13 protein-coding genes and 1 pseudogene are annotated in these 15,697 nt (G+C 60.5%); 6 read left to right on the top strand and 8 right to left on the bottom strand.

What is annotated here, in order from left to right:
- Positions 1-57: 57 nt before the first annotated feature.
- The 5 genes from A7J50_RS09875 to A7J50_RS09855 form a co-directional block, all read right to left on the bottom strand.
- Positions 58-501, bottom strand: a complete 444-nt coding sequence (locus A7J50_RS09875; protein ID WP_064451626.1) for a hotdog fold thioesterase — start codon at positions 499-501, stop codon at positions 58-60.
- 30 nt (positions 502-531) lie between these two features.
- Entirely contained in the window at positions 532-2,181 is a 1,650-nt protein-coding gene (locus tag A7J50_RS09870; RefSeq protein ID WP_064451625.1) for an AMP-binding protein, read from the bottom strand.
- An 86-nt stretch (positions 2,182-2,267) separates the two neighbouring features.
- Positions 2,268-2,717, bottom strand: a complete 450-nt coding sequence (gene sixA / locus A7J50_RS09865) for a phosphohistidine phosphatase SixA (protein ID WP_064451624.1) — start codon at positions 2,715-2,717, stop codon at positions 2,268-2,270.
- Positions 2,714-3,061, bottom strand: a complete 348-nt coding sequence (locus tag A7J50_RS09860) for a DUF4389 domain-containing protein (RefSeq protein ID WP_064451623.1) — start codon at positions 3,059-3,061, stop codon at positions 2,714-2,716. Before A7J50_RS09860 ends, sixA begins: the two co-directional genes overlap by 4 nt.
- A gap of 10 nt (positions 3,062-3,071) precedes the next feature.
- Positions 3,072-4,097 carry an NAD(P)H-dependent glycerol-3-phosphate dehydrogenase gene (locus tag A7J50_RS09855; protein WP_064451622.1) on the bottom strand — a complete coding sequence of 342 codons (1,026 nt, stop codon included), beginning with the start codon at positions 4,095-4,097 and terminating at the stop codon, positions 3,072-3,074.
- A gap of 195 nt (positions 4,098-4,292) precedes the next feature.
- Between A7J50_RS09855 and A7J50_RS09850 the strand changes: the two genes are divergently transcribed.
- The 5 genes from A7J50_RS09850 (at position 4,293) to fabB (ending at position 11,251) form a co-directional block, all read left to right on the top strand.
- A complete protein-coding gene (locus tag A7J50_RS09850) occupies positions 4,293-6,425 on the top strand; it encodes a TonB-dependent receptor plug domain-containing protein (protein WP_082895854.1) in 2,133 nt (710 codons plus the stop codon).
- Position 6,426: 1 nt separating this feature from the next.
- Positions 6,427-7,356: an ABC transporter substrate-binding protein gene (locus A7J50_RS09845; protein ID WP_064451620.1), complete on the top strand. Its 930-nt coding sequence runs from the start codon at positions 6,427-6,429 to the stop codon at positions 7,354-7,356.
- Complete coding sequence (locus tag A7J50_RS09840) at positions 7,353-9,254, top strand: ATP-binding protein (protein ID WP_064451619.1); 1,902 nt, start codon at positions 7,353-7,355, stop codon at positions 9,252-9,254. The genes A7J50_RS09845 and A7J50_RS09840 overlap by 4 nt, the downstream gene beginning before the upstream one ends.
- 249 nt (positions 9,255-9,503) lie before the next feature.
- Complete coding sequence (gene fabA, locus A7J50_RS09835) at positions 9,504-10,019, top strand: 3-hydroxyacyl-[acyl-carrier-protein] dehydratase FabA (RefSeq protein WP_032859207.1); 516 nt, start codon at positions 9,504-9,506, stop codon at positions 10,017-10,019.
- An 11-nt stretch (positions 10,020-10,030) separates the two neighbouring features.
- Positions 10,031-11,251, top strand: a complete 1,221-nt coding sequence (gene fabB / locus A7J50_RS09830; protein WP_053255243.1) for a beta-ketoacyl-ACP synthase I — start codon at positions 10,031-10,033, stop codon at positions 11,249-11,251.
- Positions 11,252-12,382: 1,131 nt separating this feature from the next.
- On the opposite strand, the gene A7J50_RS32225 is transcribed toward fabB, so the two are convergent.
- The 3 genes and pseudogenes from A7J50_RS32225 to A7J50_RS09820 all read right to left on the bottom strand — a co-directional run bounded on the left by A7J50_RS32225 (position 12,383) and on the right by A7J50_RS09820 (position 15,127).
- Positions 12,383-13,246 carry a methyl-accepting chemotaxis protein gene (locus A7J50_RS32225; protein WP_407017894.1) on the bottom strand — a complete coding sequence of 288 codons (864 nt, stop codon included), beginning with the start codon at positions 13,244-13,246 and terminating at the stop codon, positions 12,383-12,385.
- Positions 13,238-14,008, bottom strand: a pseudogene (locus A7J50_RS32220) (MCP four helix bundle domain-containing protein); the annotation flags it as partial. The gene A7J50_RS32225 and the pseudogene A7J50_RS32220, both read right to left, overlap by 9 nt.
- A gap of 96 nt (positions 14,009-14,104) precedes the next feature.
- Entirely contained in the window at positions 14,105-15,127 is a 1,023-nt protein-coding gene (locus A7J50_RS09820) for an amidohydrolase family protein (RefSeq protein ID WP_064451617.1), read from the bottom strand.
- Positions 15,128-15,265: 138 nt separating this feature from the next.
- Between A7J50_RS09820 and A7J50_RS09815 the strand changes: the two genes are divergently transcribed.
- Positions 15,266-15,682, top strand: a complete 417-nt coding sequence (locus A7J50_RS09815; RefSeq protein WP_064451616.1) for an OsmC family protein — start codon at positions 15,266-15,268, stop codon at positions 15,680-15,682.
- The last annotated feature ends 15 nt before the right edge of the window (positions 15,683-15,697 follow it).

Below are 15,697 nucleotides of genomic sequence, written 5' to 3'. Positions count from 1 at the left end.
GCCTGGCCTTTACAGCAATGACTGTAACCGCCAGGAATGATGACACTCACGCCACGCCTATCGTGCTGGCGGGCTCTCGCCCAAAGGCACCACGGCCATGGTCAGGCGCGATACACAGCTGGCCTTGCCATCGTCGCTGCTCAGGCGAATATCCCAGACTTGAGTGGTACGACCGATATGAATCGCCCGCGCCACTGCCGTCACCCGACCGCTGCGCACACCCCGCAGGTGGTTGGCATTGACCTCAAGGCCCACGCAATAGAACTTGCTGGCATCAATACACAGATAAGCCGCCATGGAGCCGACGCTTTCCGCCAACACCACCGAAGCACCGCCGTGCAACAGGCCATAAGGCTGATGAGTGCGATGGTCGACCACCATGCTGGCGGTCAGTGACTCGTCGTCGAAACGTTCGAAACGAATATCCAGCAATTCACCGATGGTGTTTTTCTGGATGGCGTTGAGTTGCTCGATATCGGGTTGGGTGCGCCACAGGCTCATGCAATTGTCCTTATTGGTTTTATTACGTGCCTAATCCTGCCACAGAATGGATTCGGTGCGCTCGCTCCAGGCCTGGAACTGTGCGCCGTAGGTCGATTCGATCACCGTGCGTTTGATCTTCAGGGTCGGCGTCAGAAAGCCGTTTTCCACCGCCCAACTGTCTTTCACCACCACCAGTTGGCGCAGACGTTCGTGTTTGTCCAGGCTCAGGTTGACGTGTTCCAGCCAGCGCTCGAGGCTACTGTGCAGTGCTTGTCGGTCCTGGCCCGCAGCCGACAGCACACATAAGCCCATCGGCGCGGTCAGGCCATCTCCGACCACGCACACCTGTTCGATCCGCGCATGCTCGGCCAGGCGGTTTTCGATCGGCGCAGGGGCGACGTATTTGCCCTTGCTGGTCTTGAAGATTTCCTTGAGTCGCCCGGTCAGGCGCAAGCGGCCATCGGTGTCCTGCTCGCCCTTGTCGCCGGTGCGCAGGAAGCCGTCATCGGTCAGGGTCTCAGCGGTTTTCTGCGGGTCCTTGAAGTAGCCGAGCATGGTCGCGCCGCTGCGCACTTGCACTTCTCCTGACGCGTCGATGCGCACTTCAACACCGGGGCACGGCCGGCCGATCCAGCCGAGTGTCTGCTGGCCGGGGCGACACACGTGCGAATAGCCGCAACTTTCGGTCATGCCATACACCTCCAACACGTCCAGCCCCAGGCGCTGATACCACCGCAGCAAGCCCTCGGGAACAGGCGCCGCACCAGACAACGCAATGCGCAGCGCATCCAGGCCCAAACCCGCCAGGACTTCATGGCCGACGCGTTTGCCGATAAACGGCAGGCGCAGCAGGGTGTCGAGGCGCTGTTGCGGGATCTTGCTGTAGACACCCATCTGAAATTTGGTCCAGATGCGCGGCACACCAAACAGCGCCGTCGGCCGTGCCCGGCGCAAGTCTGCAAGAAAAGTATCCAGGCTCTCCGCGAAAAACACCGTTTGCCCGGTGTAGATCGAGGCCAGTTCGACAAACATCCGCTCCGCCACATGGCACAACGGCAGGTAGGACAGCAGCCGATCGCCCTCCCCCAACCCAAATAATTGAGTGCCTTGCGTGGCGGCAAAACCCAGGGCGCCGAAGGTCTGCATCACGCCTTTGGGCAAGCCGGTGGTGCCGGAGGTGTAGACGATGGTGGCCAGGCTTGAGGCAGCGGGCGTGGGGTTGTCTTGGATCGGTGAACAGGCTTGCAGGTCTGACCAGCTGAAATCAAAGTCACCGGCCGGGCACAGTGGCAGGCTGATCGTCGGCAGACCGGCCGGGATACCGGCGACCATCGCCGGCCAGTCGTCCAACTTGCCGATCAACGCCAGTGCCGCCTCGGAATGCGTCAACACATGGGCGACCGAGTCGGCAGTGAGGTTGGGGTACAACGGCACGGAGACATGCCCGGCCATCCAGATTGCCAGGTCGGCGATGATCCAGTGCGCGCAGTTTTTCGAGATCAGGGCAATGTGCGAGCCCTGGGGCAACTCCCGGGCACGCAGCCACTGCGCAGCGCAACGGGCCTGGTGACCGACCTCGCCCCAGGTGAGGGTCTGCACCGCCCCGCCGCCGATGGGCTGTACGAGAAAGGGCTTGCGCGGGTGCCGCGCTTCACGTTCGTAGAAGACCTGCAACGGCAAACGAAAAGCGACAGGCATGGGACGCGCTCCTTTGTGATCCGATGATAGCCAACCAAGCACTTGCTTGGTTGACTATATAGCACACAAAACAGCGATGACTTTTCCTACGGGTTCTTCACACCCACCAGGCTCATCAGCCCTGCCAGTGGAAAATCCCCCTCCAACTCCGCCAGGCTGGCGGTGTGCATCGGTTGTGGCTGACGCAGATGGCCATGCTGCAAAAAGCTGATCAGGCTGCCTACCAATGGCTGGTGACTGACCAGCAGCACGTTGTCATCAGTGTCGAGCTTGTCCAGCACCTGCAGCGGGTTGCTCTCCGGCGTCAGCCACGGCACCGTGCGGATTTGCGGCTCGAAGCCCAACGCGTCACGCACCAGATGGGCAGTCTGCTGGGCGCGTACATACGGGCTGGCGATGATGGCACTGATCGGCTGGCCGATCAGGTGCGCGGCACTGCGCAACACTTCGCCACGGCCATGCTCGGTGAGGTTGCGCTCGGCGTCGGTGCGCGCGTGCCCTTCGGCTTCACCGTGACGCAAAATCCACAGCTTCACAGCTTTGGCTCTTCATCACGCACCGGGTGCGGCGCCGGCGGTACGCTGTGGGCGGCTTCGCCCTCCGGTGCGCGCGGGGTCGGCCAGTCGGCGAACGGCCAGGGTTTTTGTTCAGTATGGAAGCTGCCAAAACGGCCGATCTGCGCCAGGAACTGGCTGAGACTGTCGCCAACGTTCATCAGGCCCAGGTTCGGCGCGCCGTAGATCAGGCGATAGACCAACTGCACCACCACCAGCGCACCGAGCAGGAACTGCGCCACTTGCCACACCAGCGCAAAGACCAGCATCCACAGGATACGCAGGAGGATGGACTCGTATTGGGGGGCTGCTTTTGGATCGTTCATGGCGCGTTCCTCAGTTGAAACCACTGGTGGAAATGAAGTCGACATCGGTTTTCGGTTCAGCGCGCATCAGCAACTCGATGACCTGATTCAAGGTGCGCCCTTCAAACAGGATCGCGTGCAGCCCGGCGACCAGCGGCATGTACACGCCGACTTCCTGAGCCTTGGCCTTCAACACTTTAAGCGTGTTGACGCCCTCGGCAACCTCACCCAGGCGGGTGACCGCGTCTTCCAGGCTAAGACCCTGGCCCAGCGCGAAACCGACCTGGTAGTTGCGGCTTTTCGGCGACGAGCAGGTCACGATCAAGTCGCCCACGCCCGCCAGCCCCAGGAACGTCATCGGGTTGGCGCCCTGATTGACCGCAAAGCGGGTCATTTCAGCCAAGGCGCGGGTGATCAGCATGCTCTTGGTGTTTTCACCCATGCCCAAGGCCACCGCCATGCCGGCAATGATCGCGTAGACGTTTTTCAGTGCTCCGCCCAACTCCACGCCAAAACGATCGCTGCTGGCATACACGCGGAACGTGCGGCCATGCAGCACGGCCTGGACGCGCTCGCACAGCGCTTCGTCTTCACTGGCGACCACGGTGGCCGTCAGTGCGTGCTCGGCGACTTCCCGTGCCAGGTTCGGCCCGGACAGCACGCCAATGCGCGCCTGGGGAGCGATCTCGGCAAGGATTTCGCTCATCAGCTTGAACGTGTGCGCCTCGATGCCCTTGGTCAGGCTGACCAGCAGCTTGCCCGCCAGGCGCTCGGCGTGGGGCGCCAGCACCGAGCGCAAAGCGCTGGACGGCAGCGCGACGAAGCACAGGTCGCAGTCAGTGAGCGTTGCCAACAGGTCCGTGACCGGCTCGACCGCCGGATGAATCTTGATGCCTTTAAGGTAACGGGGGTTTTCCCGATGGACGCGGATGGCCTCGGCCTGCTCGGGATCGCGCATCCACTGGCGCACCGCATGGCCGTTTTCAGCCAGCAGATTAGCCACGGCGGTACCAAAACTTCCGCCTCCCAGGACCGCAATTGGGCGCTGTTCAGTCATATGCAATCCGTTAATCCATACCAGTGGCGATGGCGGCATTATACGGGGCGACTTGCTGGCGGCCAGCCCCCGCGTCAATTCAAGCGCATGTCGGAAAATGCCACACTTGTGTGAAGTAATTGCAAAGTCCACGACTGGCAAATGGCCCCACCTCAGTTAACATGGGCGGCTATTCGTAATTATCAAGGCCGTGCCGTGTATCTGGGCCCTCCTCCTCGCTCATCTCTGTTGTGGATGTTGCCGTTGACACTGTCGTGCAGTGCAACGGCGCTGGCTGATGACCTGTTCCTCGACAGCCAGCCGCTGCCGCAGGTGCTGACGGCCACACGCCTCAAGCAATCGGCGGCGGCGGTGCCCGGCAGCATGACAGTGATCGACAGCGAGCTGATCAAGGCCAGCGGCGCACGGGACATCGCCGAGCTGCTGCGGCTGGTGCCGGGGATGATGGTCGGCTACACCACCGGCAATCAGGCGGCAGTGAACTACCACGGCACCAGCGCCAGCGATGCACGGCGCATGCAAGTGTTGATCGACGGGCGTTCGGTGTATCGCGCGGGCCTGGCGACGGTGGACTGGAGCGATATTCCGGTCGCCATGGAGGATATCGAGCGCATCGAGGTATTCCGTGGCCCCAACACCGTCAGTTACGGCGCTAATGCACTCATGGCGGTGGTCAACATCCTCACGCGCTCACCGGCCAACAGCCACGGCTCGCGGGTCAAAGTCATCCGTGGCGAGCGCGGGATCAACGACTTCTACGCCAGCCAGGGCGTTGGTTGGGAAACCGGCGACTTGCGCCTTTCGATGTCGGGGCAACAGGACGATGGTTTTGACAGCGACGCGGTCGGTGCTGACCGCCGTGACGGTCGGCGCCTCAACCGTTTCAGCCTCGCCGTCAGCCAGACACTGAACGCGCAGCAGAGCATCGACTGGCAATTTGACGCCAAGGAAGGGACCAATCAGCGCCCCTATACCTACGCCCCGGTATTCGCCGGGATTACCGAAGGCGGTACTAATTCCGATGTCGTCGCCAAGGACTATGCCGGGTCAATGCGCTGGAACGTTGAGTTCAACCCCGAGCACAGTTTGTACATTCAGGGCTCGGCCCAGCAATGGGACCGTCAGCAAGTCTGGAAGGCCTGTGACGCCAAGGTGTCGTTCAGCCCGGAATTGACCCGGCTATGGCAGTTGAACCCCAACTATGCCGAACAACTGGCCCGTCATATGGACCGCTACACACCAGGCAGCCCGCCACCTGGCAGCAGCGCCGAGCAGGCGCTGGCCGATGAAGTGCTAAAACAATGGGGCAACGACGGCAAAAACCCGGTCTGCGGCGACATCGACCAAAGCACTCGCGAAAGCCGCTACGACCTGGAGATTCAGGACACCCTGAGCCTGTCCGACAGCCTGCGCCTGGTCAGCGGCATGAACTACCGCTACGACCGCGCCGATTCCGACACTTACTTCAACGGCACCCTGGACGACACCACCTGGCGCTTGTTCGGCCACCTGGAATGGCGCGCCAGCGAACACTGGCTGCTGCAAGGCGGCGCCATGTATGAAGACACCTACTTAAGTGGCAACTCGCTGACGCCACGGGTGGCGGTCAATTATCTGATCAACCCGCGCCACGGCCTGCGGGCGGTGTACTCCGAGGCAATTCGCTCGCCGGACATGTTCGAGAACAACGTCAACTGGAGCTACCGCGTCACCAATCTGAGTTCCCCGGCCTACGGGCAGAATTCCGGGCAATATTTTGTGGTAACGCGAGGCCCGGGCAACCTCGATAAAGAGTTGATGCGCTCGCGAGAGCTGGGCTACAACGGTTTCTTTGCCGACCTCGGGCTCAATGTCGACGTGAAACTGTTCTATGACGAAATCACCGACATGATCAGTTCGCCGCTGCGCAATAACCAGTACATTGCCAGCAACGCCAACAGCGCGCGGTTTACCGGTGCCGAGTCGCAATTTGACTGGCGCATGAGCAGCGCCGACCGTCTGCGACTCACCTATGCTTACGTCGATGCCACCTCCAGCAACCCGCTGGACAAGGCACAAACTGCCCGCAACAGTGGCTCGGCCGGTTGGTTGCGCGAATGGGGCCACGGCTGGTCCAGTGCGCTGTTCTACTATGGCGACGATGCACTCAACCAATATCGCTTCGAACGGGTCGACCTGCGGGTGGCCAAGCGCATTGCCTTGGGCAAAGCCAATGTGGAGCTGGCCGGCATGTTGCAACAACGCCTCGATAACCAGCCCACCACCTGGGCCGACAACAATTACGACAGTCGCCACGTCCTCTACTTCAGCGCGGAGTTAGAGTTCTGACATGGGCGATCAGTCACGGATGACCCTCCATTTCTTATCCAGGCTCTGGCGGCGTGGTGTGCTGCTGGCGTGCCTGCTGCTGGGCGCGCCGGCGTGGGGTGCGGACATCCTGCTGACTGCCGCCGAAGACGGTGCCGGCGTACAAGCCTTTACCCAGGCCCTCGCCCGGCAGCGCCCCGAAGACCATGTGACCTTTACCCCGCTCAAAGACCTGCCCGCCCCGAGCCAGTTGCCTGCCAGCACCCGCCTGATCCTGCTGGACCTGCCCGGTCTCGACTGGCGCCTGCAGGACACTCAGGGTCCGCCGACCCTGGTGTTGCGCATCAGCCGCCTACAAGCTCGCCAACGCCTGGGCACCGCTCAGCCGGCGAAAATCAGCCTGCTGTGGAGCGACCCGCCACTGGCACGCCAGTTGAACCTGATTGCCAACATCCTGCCCCAGGCTCGACGCATCGGCGTGCTCTACGGCGCCGACAGTGAATTCCTGCTGCGCGAATTGGCCCAATACGCCGCGCCCATGGGGCTGGAGATCGTGCCGCAGCTCTGGGACAACATCAGTGACAGCCGCCCGCTGCAAAACCTGCTCAAGAACAGCGATGTGCTGCTCGGCCTCGACGACCCACGGCTGTACAACCCGAAAACCGTGAAGAACCTGTTGCTCAGCAGCTACTCCCAGCAACTGCCCCTGGTGGGCCCCAACGCCGGGTTCGTCAAGGCGGGCAGCCTGGCCAGCACCTACAGCGACCAGGCCGACTGGCTCGATGTGCTCGATCGGCTGCTGGACCACTCGCCGGCCAGTTGGCCGCGCACCTTGTACCCGGAACACTTCAAAGTCGTGGGCAACCCGCAAGTCGCGCGCTCACTGGGGATCGAACAGGTTGACGAAGCCGCCGTCGCCGCCCGATTGGCCGAAGGAGAAAAACGTCCATGACCTTGCGTCGTCGTTGGGACATCAACACCCGCACCCAGCTCATCACGCTGGGCCCGGCGCTGTTGCTGACCTTGCTGTTGATCAGCTTCTTTACGTTCGTACGTATCCAGGACCTGCGCCAGGAACTCGACCATACCGGCCAACTGATCGCCAACCAATTGGCCCCGGCCACCGAGTACGGGGTTATTTCCGGCAACAACGACGTGCTTGAAAGCCTGCTGCGGGCAACCCTGGCCACGCCCCATGTGCGCTTCCTGGAGATTCAGGACAGCAGCGAAAACATTCTGGTGTATGTCGAACAGCCGTCGGAAAAGCACGACCGTTCGCTGTCGGTGAAAGTGTTCCAGGCACCCATCCGCCTGCAACATATCCAGCTGGGCAATGATTTTTTCCAGGACAACCTTAATGAGCCCAGGACGCGGCGCCCGGATTACCTGGGCCGGGTGATCGTCGGCATGTCCAACGACGCGTTCAGCCAGCGCCAACAGGAAATTCTGTTCAAGGCCGGCATCCTCGCCCTGTTTGCCCTGCTCTTCACCTTCCTGCTGGCACGGCGCCTCGCCGCCAGCCTGTCGCAGCCGATCAGCGCCATGGGCCATGCGGTGAAGGCCATCCAGCAAGGCGACTACAAGACGCCGCTGCCGATCGTCGATGACTCGGAGCTGGGCGACTTGTCGCGTCATATCAACAACCTCGCCGAAGGCCTCAACCAGGCCAGCCGCGAGCAGCATCAGGCCATGGCCCAACTGATCCAGACCCGCGAAGAGGCCGAGCGGGCGAACAATGCCAAGTCGGACTTCCTGGCGATGATGAGCCACGAGCTGCGCACGCCCATGAACGGCGTGCTGGGTATGTTGCAGTTGCTGGAAACCACCGAGATGACCGAGGAGCAGACCGAGTACGCCGCACTGGCGTCAGAGTCCACGGAGCATTTGCTCAAGGTGATTAACGACATCCTCGACTTCTCGCGCATCGAACGCGCCGCACTCGAGCTGGAAAATATCCCGTTCAACCTCGCAGACCTGATCAGCAGTTGCGCGCAGGCCTTCCAGCACAGCGCCCAGCAGCGCGGGTTAACACTGGAGTTGCCGATTCCGCCGGGCATGGACTCACTGCGGGTGCAGGGCGACCCGACGCGTATCCGGCAGATCCTGGTGAACCTGATCGGCAACGCGCTCAAGTTCACTGAACACGGCACCGTGACCGTCGAACCCCATTGGCAAACCCTCGACCATGAACTGGTGTGGTTCACCTGCACCGTGCGCGACAGCGGCATCGGGATTTCCGCTGAACGCCTGGAGTTGATGTTCGACGCGTTCCAGCAGGCCGACAGCTCCATTTCAAGACGTTACGGCGGCACCGGCCTGGGCCTGCCCATTGCCCGTACGCTGGCTGAACGCATGGGCGGCACACTGCGCGCCCAAAGCGAAGAGGGCCGCGGCTCGGTGTTTACCCTGGAAATTCCACTGGCCATCGACCAGCACAGCCTGCCTGCGATCGCGCAGGACCGCGAAGGCAAAACCGGCGCAGGCGACGGTCGCCATGTGTTGCTGGTGGAAGACAACCCGGTCAATCGCACCGTGGTCGAAGCCATGCTGCGCAGCCTGGGGTTTGAAGTGAGCCTGGCCACCGATGGCGCCGAGGCAATCCGAAGCGCCGAGAGCCTGATATTTACGGCAATCCTGATGGACTGCCGCTTGCCATTGATCGACGGCTACGAAGCCACGAGGCAGATTCGCCAGCTGCCAGGCTGCGCCGACCTGCCGATCATTGCCCTGACGGCCAACGCTTTGCAGGGTGATCGCGAAGCTTGCCTGGCAGCGGGAATGAACGATTACCTGGCTAAGCCGTTCAAACGCACGGATTTGCAGCAAATCCTGCAGCGCTGGGTGCAATAGCGCCGCGCCATCAACCAACTGCGACTGGCGTGAAAGACGAAAGTGCGGCAGTCTTAGGCACCCAAACGGGCCGATAAACAGGCTCGGTTTAAAATTTCAGTGAACAAGTGTACATTGAGTGCCTTGACGCTGTGACTTTCACTACAACGCAATAGTCTATGTGTAGGCTGCCGATATGAGGCATGAACGCTTCATTCGGTTCGGGAAGATTTGCCCTACCCTGCCGCATGGGATTATTGAGGAGCTCGCATGACCAAACAAAACGCCTTTACTCGGGAAGACCTGCTGCGCTGCAGTCGCGGTGAGCTGTTCGGCCCAGGTAACGCGCAACTGCCCGCCCCGAACATGCTGATGGTGGATCGCATCACCCATATCAGCGAAGAAGGTGGCAAGTACGGCAAAGGTGAATTGGTCGCCGAGCTGGATATCACCCCTGACCTGTGGTTCTTCGCCTGCCATTTCGAAGGTGACCCTGTCATGCCGGGCTGCCTGGGCCTCGACGCCATGTGGCAACTGGTTGGCTTCTACCTGGGCTGGCAAGGCCTGCCGGGCCGCGGTCGTGCCCTGGGTTCGGGCGAAGTGAAGTTCTTTGGCCAAGTCTTGCCGACCGCCAAGAAAGTCACTTACAACATTCACATCAAGCGCGTCCTCAAGGGCAAGCTGAACCTGGCCATCGCCGACGGTTCGGTGACTGTCGACGGTCGCGAGATCTATACTGCCGAAGGCCTTCGGGTCGGCGTATTCACTTCCACTGACAACTTTTAAGGGTTATCCGCATGCGCCGCGTCGTTATCACTGGTCTGGGCATCGTTTCTTGCCTGGGCAATGACAAAGAGACCGTCACCGCTAACCTGCGTGCAAGTCGCCCTGGCATCCGCTTTAACCCGGAATATGCCGAAATGGGTCTGCGTAGCCAGGTTTCCGGCTCCATCGACCTGCCCCTCGAAGAACTGATCGATCGCAAGATCTATCGCTTCGTCGGCCACGCTGCCGCTTACGCTTACCTGGCCATGAAAGACGCCATTGCCGATTCCGGCCTGAGCGAAGACCAGGTATCGAACGTACGCACCGGCCTGATCGCCGGCTCCGGCGGCGCATCCACCCTGAACCAGATGGAAGCGCTGGACATCCTGCGCGAAAAAGGCGTGAAACGCGTTGGCCCGTACCGTGTAACGCGGACCATGGGCAGCACTGTTTCGGCCTGCCTGGCCACGCCGTTCCAGATCAAGGGTGTGAACTACTCGATCTCCTCCGCCTGCGCCACCAGTGCTCACTGCATCGGTACTGCGGTTGAGCAGATCCAACTGGGCAAACAAGACATCGTGTTCGCCGGTGGCGGTGAAGAAGAGCATTGGAGCCAGTCGTTCCTGTTCGACGCCATGGGCGCCCTGTCCACCCAGTACAACGAAACCCCGGAAAAGGCCTCCCGCGCCTACGACGCCAAGCGTGACGGTTTCGTCATCGCCGGCGGTGGCGGCATGGTCGTGGTCGAGGAGCTGGAACACGCCCTGGCCCGTGGTGCGAAGATCTACGCGGAAATCGTCGGCTACGGCGCCACTTCCGACGGCTACGACATGGTTGCGCCAAGCGGTGAAGGCGCCATCCGTTGCATGCAGATGGCCATGTCCACCGTTGACACCCCAATCGACTACCTGAACACCCACGGCACGTCGACTCCGGTCGGCGACGCCAAGGAAATGGAAGGTGTGCGTGCGGTATTCGGCGATAAGGCTCCGGCCATCAGCTCTACCAAGAGCCTGTCCGGTCACTCCCTGGGCGCCGCCGGCGTTCACGAAGCGATCTACTGCCTGCTGATGATGGAAGGCAACTTCATGGCCGGTTCGGCCAACATCGAAGAGATCGACCCGGTCGTTGCCGATATGCCGATCCTGACCAAGACCGTTGAAAACGTCAAAATCGACACCGTGATGAGCAACAGCTTCGGCTTCGGTGGCACCAACGCCACCCTGGTACTGAAACGCTGGCAGGGCAAGTAAGCCCCGCAGGTTGATCATGTAAAAAAGCCCCGACTGGTTCGGGGCTTTTTTATGGGCAACTGAAAAGGTGAGACCGAGTCGCCCGCATTGCAGCATAGGTATCTACACATCTTTTTTTACGGGTTGAGTGCTGTGGTTGTCGGGGGGCGCTGAGTACATATCCGTTGTTTGGGTCACGGCTGACATGGGTTCCGCCCTTACGGCGGGTCACTTTGGAAAAGCCCCAAGTCCACCAAAAGGCTCTTGCCGGTATGACTCACCCACATGGGTTACAAATCAGTTCACGCACATAGGTAACAGTTATTAACTGGCAGGGTCGATTTTGTGAGGATCTGACCATGCCCCGTCGCGGCTAAACCGGCGTCCTGCCGGCGTGGTTAACGGGGCGCCTAAGATCAAAATCAACAGCAGATCAAAATCAAAAGCAGAGCACGGCGGCCTGGTAGCCGACCTGATCTTGGAAGCTGAACCCCATCAAATGTGGGAGCGGGCTTGCTCGCGAAAGCGGTGTGTCAGTTACAAATAAGTTGACTGACACACCGCATTCGCGAGCAAGTCGAATCGTCGCACCGCCGCTCCCACATTTGGAACTCATTTCATCCGGTAAAAGTGGTGTTGCTGTGCTGTTGCCATGCTTTTGCTTCAACCACTCAGGTCGGCTACCAGGCCGCCGTGCTCTGCTGTTGATCTGCTGTTGATCTTGATCTGACAGGCCCCGTTAACCACGATGGCCGAACGCAGGCTTGAATCCGTGGGCAACCCGGCAGGACGCCGGGTTAGCCGCACTGGGCCAAGGATGGCCCATTGCGGCGGCCCACGGATTCAAGCCGGAGTGCGGGCATGCCGAGCCCAGGCGAGGCACCGAGTGGTGGGGCAAAGCGTTTTTTGGTTACTTTTTTAGGCGCTTTGTAAAAAAGTGACCCGCCGTAAGGGCGGAACCCTAAGCAGCCGTTACCGCAGCAACGGATATGTCCTCAATCTACCTAACCCCTCACAGGCTCAAAGCAACACAAAGAGTTGCGTAGATACCCATGCGTATCGCAGGCAAGCCAGCGCCCACATGCTGAATTGTGAACACAGTCAAATGTGGGGGCCAGCTTGCCTGCGATTGAATAACCGCGGTCTTGCGCCCTACACCGAAAACCGCGCCACCATCGTGTTCAGATCCACCGCCAACCGCGACAGCTCCTGGCTCGCCGCACTGGTCTGATTGGCGCCGGTCGACGTCTGATGCGCCAGATCACGAATATTCATCAAGTTGCGATCCACTTCCCGCGCCACCGCCGCCTGCTGCTCCGAGGCACTGGCAATCACCAGGTTGCGCTCGTTGATCAGGGTAAATGCCGACGCAATTTCTTCCAGCGCCGTGCCCGCCGACTTGGCGATATCCAGCGTGGAGCGCGCCCGGGTATTGCTCTGCTGCATCGAACTGACGGCCTGATCGGTGCCCTGCTGAATGCCGCTGATCATCAGCTCAATTTCCTGGGTCGACTGTTGCGTGCGATGGGCCAAGGCCCGCACCTCATCCGCCACCACGGCAAAACCGCGCCCGGCATCCCCGGCCCGCGCCGCTTCGATCGCGGCATTCAGCGCCAGCAGGTTAGTCTGTTCGGCAATCGAGCGAATCACGTCCAGCACCTTGCTGATGCCATAGACCTTTTGCGCCAATTCTTCGACCTGAGTGGCATTGGCGGTCACGTCCGTGGCCAACGCCTCAATCGACTCCACTGTCTGGTGCACCTGAGCACGCCCGCGCTGGGCGATGCGGTCGGACTCGCGCGACGCCTGCGACGTGGCCACCGCGTTGCTCGCCACTTCTTCCACCGCCGCTGTCATCTGGTTGACCGCCGTGGCGGCCTGTTCGATTTCCTGGTTCTGCTGGTGCAGGCCACGGGTCGCGTCCTCAGTGACGCAACTGAGTTCTTCGGAAGCCGAAGCCAACTGGTTAGAGGATTCGCCAATACGCCGGATGGTGTCGCGCAGATTTTCCTGCATGCCCTTGAGCGCCTGCTGCAAGCGCGCCGGCTCATCATTGCCGGTCACGTTGATCTCACCGGTCAGGTCGCCACTGGCGACGCCCTGCGCGACTTTCAGTGACTGTGCCAACGGCAGCACGATGCTGCGGGTCAGCCACACCGCCAACCCAATGGTAATCAGCGCCGTGAGCACGATCATGCCGACCACCCAGGTACGCGATTGAGTGAACACGCTTTGCGCCAGGCTTGCGGCCAGGTTGGCATTGGTTTTGTTCAAAATGACCAGATCATGCAGAGTGCCGGCCATCTGATCGGCCAGTTGATTCATCTCACCGTTGACGATCTTGATCGCATCGTCCAACTGGTTGGCCTTGGAGAGCGTCATCACCTGCTCTTGGCGTTGCAGGTATTGCTGCTCTTCGGTCTTGAAACGATCAAACAGCGTGCGTTCTTCGGGCAGGACGATCAGCCCCTCGTAAAGTGTCTGGGCGTGGGACATGCCATTTTTCAGATCGGTCAGTTTTTGCTCGTTCTGCGCCAGCGCCTGCGGATCACGGTTGACCACCAACCGCAGGGTCAGCGCGCGAACCCTTAACAGATCCTGGCTCATATCCCCCACCGCCATCACGCTGGGCAGCCAGTTGTTCTCCACCTGGTCCGACTGCTGGCGCATGTTGGCCATCTGCAGCAGTGCGAAGCCGCCCAAGGCGAACACCATCAACGCCAACACGCCAAAGCCCAAGCCGGCGCGGGGAGCGATATTCAGACTACGGATACTCATTGCCTGGTTCCTTCCAAATGCGCTGCATCCACCTGCAGCGGGTCTCCTGAAAGCTATCGGCCCTTCAGCCAAATTGCGTAAGACGAAAACGCGATATCAATGTGCCTGCTCATCGCGAGCGTGTTTCGGCAGAATGGCCAGGAAGTTATCGCGCGCAACCTTACGGGCCACGTCCTCCGGCAGCGCGCCCAGGAAAGGATCAAAGCGGCGCATTTCCTTACCGAGCTTATTGAAGCGCCCTACAACGTCCGAACCCAACATGAAGCGCTCAGGGAAGCGTTCAACCAGCTTTAACCATTGCGCGTGGGGCTTACCTGCCTCATCCAGCAAGTACGGCGTGAGCATGCTCCAAGAGAGGTCGATGTACAGATTGGGATAGGCTTGCAACATACGGCTCAAGGTAGGGAGCAAGAAGTCCATCTGTACCTGATGGCGATGGATCTCTTTACTGGTACCCGCATGCGCCCAGATAAAACGCGTGTGCGGGTGGTTGCGCAGCGATGTCTCCACCTCCGGCAGGTACAGTGGGTTGCGTTCGCGCTTGGAGGTGATGTTGGAGTGCAGCATCACCGGCAAATCGTTTTCGGCGGCGAGGTGATAGACGTGCGTCATGGCTTCATTGTTGGCCCGCGGGGTGTCACCTGCCGTCAAGGCCGTCAGGTCGTCGTGCCGTGTGAACACTTCACCAATGCCCTGCCAGAGCCCTGGGTTGAGGTCGAGCATGCGTTGGATATGCGCCGCCGAGTTCTTGTCGTTAGGGTTAAAGCCGGACAAAAACGGATGAAAATGCTGACGCTGCTCAGGGGTGAGTGTGTTCACCGCTGCAGCGACGATCACGTCGGTGGCGCTGTACCAATAGGCATCGGCATCGTCACCCGCGTAGTAACGCGGGCGCTTGGGTTCGTCTTCGTGCCATTTCTTGGCCACAGGAATGCCAGAAATCATCACATGCTCGATGCGATTATCCGCCATGGCCTTAAGCAGCGTGTCCATGCCTGCCGTTTCCTGGAAGAAGTCGACGTAATGCAGGTGCGCATCGCTGTAGGCATATTCGCGGGCCTGCACGACGAGGCTACTGGCAGCGAGCAACAGGGCAAGACTGAGGCGGGTCCAGGGCACGGTAAAATCTCATAGGGGTGAATTGCGGTAGACCTTGCGCGATGCAAACGGGTTCACCGGCAAAAAACGCGGAACACCCCAGTGCCAGCATGTTCTATAACTGCATGACCTTCATCCTGCCAATCTGTGAGGTTTACCATGCCTGTTACCGTCAACACCCTGAACCACGACAACTTTCGCCACAGTGTGAATATCAATAACCACGAACTGTTCACCGATTTGCCCAAAAGCCTGGGCGGCGACGACTCGGCACCCTCCCCCCACGATTATTTCGATGCTGCCCTGGCCTCGTGCAAGGCGCTGACCGTCAAACTGTATGCCCAGAAAAAAGACATTCCCCTCACCGGCGTCACCGTGGAAGTCACCCACGACAGCACCGAGGAGCAAAAAGGCAAATACACGCTCAACGTCAAGTTAACCCTCAAGGGCGTGCTCACCGATGAACAGCGCGACGAGTTGCACCGCGTGGCTGATCGCTGCCCCGTGCATAAACTGATGACCACCGCAGAAGTCACCATCGAGACGAAACTGTCCGAAGGCGCTTTCAGCCAGTAGCGCCATCCACCCGTC

Origin of the sequence: Pseudomonas antarctica (assembly GCF_001647715.1) — a bacterium.
In the GTDB taxonomy this organism is placed as follows: domain Bacteria; phylum Pseudomonadota; class Gammaproteobacteria; order Pseudomonadales; family Pseudomonadaceae; genus Aquipseudomonas; species Aquipseudomonas antarctica_A.
Note: the sequence above shows the minus strand (reverse complement) of the source record. Positions and strands in the feature narration are given on the sequence as shown.

Bases quoted from the DNA above. Each gene is read 5' to 3' on its own strand.
- A7J50_RS09855 (WP_064451622.1), bottom strand. From the start codon at position 4,097: ATGACTGAACAGCGCCCAATTGCGGTCCTGGGAGGCGGAAGTTTTGGT.
- A7J50_RS32225 (WP_407017894.1), bottom strand. From the start codon at position 13,246: ATGCAGGAAAATCTGCGCGACACCATCCGGCGTATTGGCGAATCCTCT.
- fabA (WP_032859207.1), top strand. From the start codon at position 9,504: ATGACCAAACAAAACGCCTTTACTCGGGAAGACCTGCTGCGCTGCAGT.
- A7J50_RS09870 (WP_064451625.1), bottom strand. From the start codon at position 2,181: ATGCCTGTCGCTTTTCGTTTGCCGTTGCAGGTCTTCTACGAACGTGAA.
- fabB (WP_053255243.1), top strand. From the start codon at position 10,031: ATGCGCCGCGTCGTTATCACTGGTCTGGGCATCGTTTCTTGCCTGGGC.
- A7J50_RS09845 (WP_064451620.1), top strand. From the start codon at position 6,427: ATGGGCGATCAGTCACGGATGACCCTCCATTTCTTATCCAGGCTCTGG.
- A7J50_RS09815 (WP_064451616.1), top strand. From the start codon at position 15,266: ATGCCTGTTACCGTCAACACCCTGAACCACGACAACTTTCGCCACAGT.
- A7J50_RS09860 (WP_064451623.1), bottom strand. From the start codon at position 3,061: ATGAACGATCCAAAAGCAGCCCCCCAATACGAGTCCATCCTCCTGCGT.
- A7J50_RS09840 (WP_064451619.1), top strand. From the start codon at position 7,353: ATGACCTTGCGTCGTCGTTGGGACATCAACACCCGCACCCAGCTCATC.
- A7J50_RS09875 (WP_064451626.1), bottom strand. From the start codon at position 501: ATGAGCCTGTGGCGCACCCAACCCGATATCGAGCAACTCAACGCCATC.